Genomic DNA, 1,392 nt, shown 5'->3' with positions numbered 1-1,392 from the left:
TTGAGCCAACATTCTCATGAAACTACTGCTCGATCGAACCCTCGATCGATTTATGAATGATTTGCGATCGCTATATAAGCCCCAAAGCGTGTATTTTCACAACAGGTGGGACACCCCACAATAATCATCCTCAAATTGTGTAGCAGCTAGCGGGAAGCGTCCATACTTCCCGCTGGTTGCTGCGTTACCCGCTCTGCTGGGCCTTATTGAACACCTTTATGCAGCTTTAGTATTTCTGGGTGGGCTGGCTGGGATGCTAGGAGGCTTTGCCGTACTAGGTTTGACGGGATTGATTGTTGGTGTTCGGACAAAATTAGGGCACGAGGAGTTGCTGACAGCGATTTATTGTCAAAGGCGCTTATCGGAGCCACATGGGAAATTTTTAGATGAGATTGAGCAGTTATCCCTGTTGGATGCCGACATAAAAGAAAGGCTCAAGCTGACTGTGGTAGATTAATGCGGCTGGAAAGCAGCGAGCGCTGCGAACATTTCAGATATTACCAAGGAGGCTCGCGCCATTTTAGAAGCTGTCCCAGGAATGACACCAGTACAGCACAGGAGTTTTAATAGTTCCAAACTACTATGCTCTTATTAAGAGCTAAAAGCTATCCAGCAGAGACTTAAAGACTAAATCATTTATACTAAAAAACTAAGTTTTCAACCACTACCATACTCTTATTAAGAGCTAAAGGCAATCTAGCAGAGACTTAAGGACTAAATTACTTACAACTAAAAAAAATGTGGGTAATTTTGATTGACAAGGCTATAATAATTCTTATGTAGCTAGAAGCTTATAAATTCCAGCACTTGCTGCTCGACCAAAAGCACCCGCTACTATTCAAACTTAGCACTCATAACTTTTTCTATAATTTCGACAATCACCTTGTCTGGCGAGCGTTGGCTTCTTCAACGCTTTACAGCCAAGAACTGAATAAAATACCAATCCTGACAGGAGTTCGCTTGAGCTCCTTTTTTTGTGTTTATTTTCACCTCGAATTCAATTCAAAGTTAGTTCACCCCAATCAGGAAGGAGTTTTTGACATGGCGAAGCCCAAACACAAAAGTATGCGGAATCAGCCAGAGATGTACGACGAAACCAAACGACCTTTCACCCTTAGTCTGACGCCAACAGCCGTCAACATACTGGATTTTATTGCCAAAATACACGGTATTTCTCGTTCAGAAGTTGTTGAGCAATTTGCTAGAACACAGGATCATTTACCAGCTTATTATCAAAAAGGAGCTTTCGACATGGCTAAACCCAAACACAAAAGTATGCGGAATCAGCCAGAGATGTACGACGAAACCAAACGATCTTTCACCCTTAGTCTGACGCCAACAGCCGTCAACATACTGGATTTTATTGCCAAAATACACGGTATTTCTCGTTCA

The 1,392-nt window shown here is 42.5% G+C and carries 1 protein-coding gene and 1 pseudogene; both read left to right on the top strand.

Annotated features, from left to right (window positions below; translation table 11 throughout):
- The first annotated feature begins 253 nt into the window (after nucleotides 1-253).
- Entirely contained in the window at nucleotides 254-457 is a 204-nt protein-coding gene (locus tag QUA13_RS32310; protein WP_333205155.1) for a hypothetical protein, read from the top strand.
- A gap of 584 nt (nucleotides 458-1,041) precedes the next feature.
- A pseudogene (locus tag QUA13_RS32305) lies at nucleotides 1,042-1,392 on the top strand (hypothetical protein); the annotation flags it as partial.

It is taken from the genome of Microcoleus sp. S28C3 (genome assembly GCF_036700785.1).
Classification (GTDB): domain Bacteria; phylum Cyanobacteriota; class Cyanobacteriia; order Cyanobacteriales; family Microcoleaceae; genus Microcoleus; species Microcoleus asticus.
Note: the sequence above shows the minus strand (reverse complement) of the source record. Positions and strands in the feature narration are given on the sequence as shown.

What these genes read in the sequence shown, in the direction of transcription:
- QUA13_RS32310 (WP_333205155.1), top strand. Translation starts at nt 254, where the DNA reads ATGCTAGGAGGCTTTGCCGTACTAGGTTTGACGGGATTGATTGTTGGT.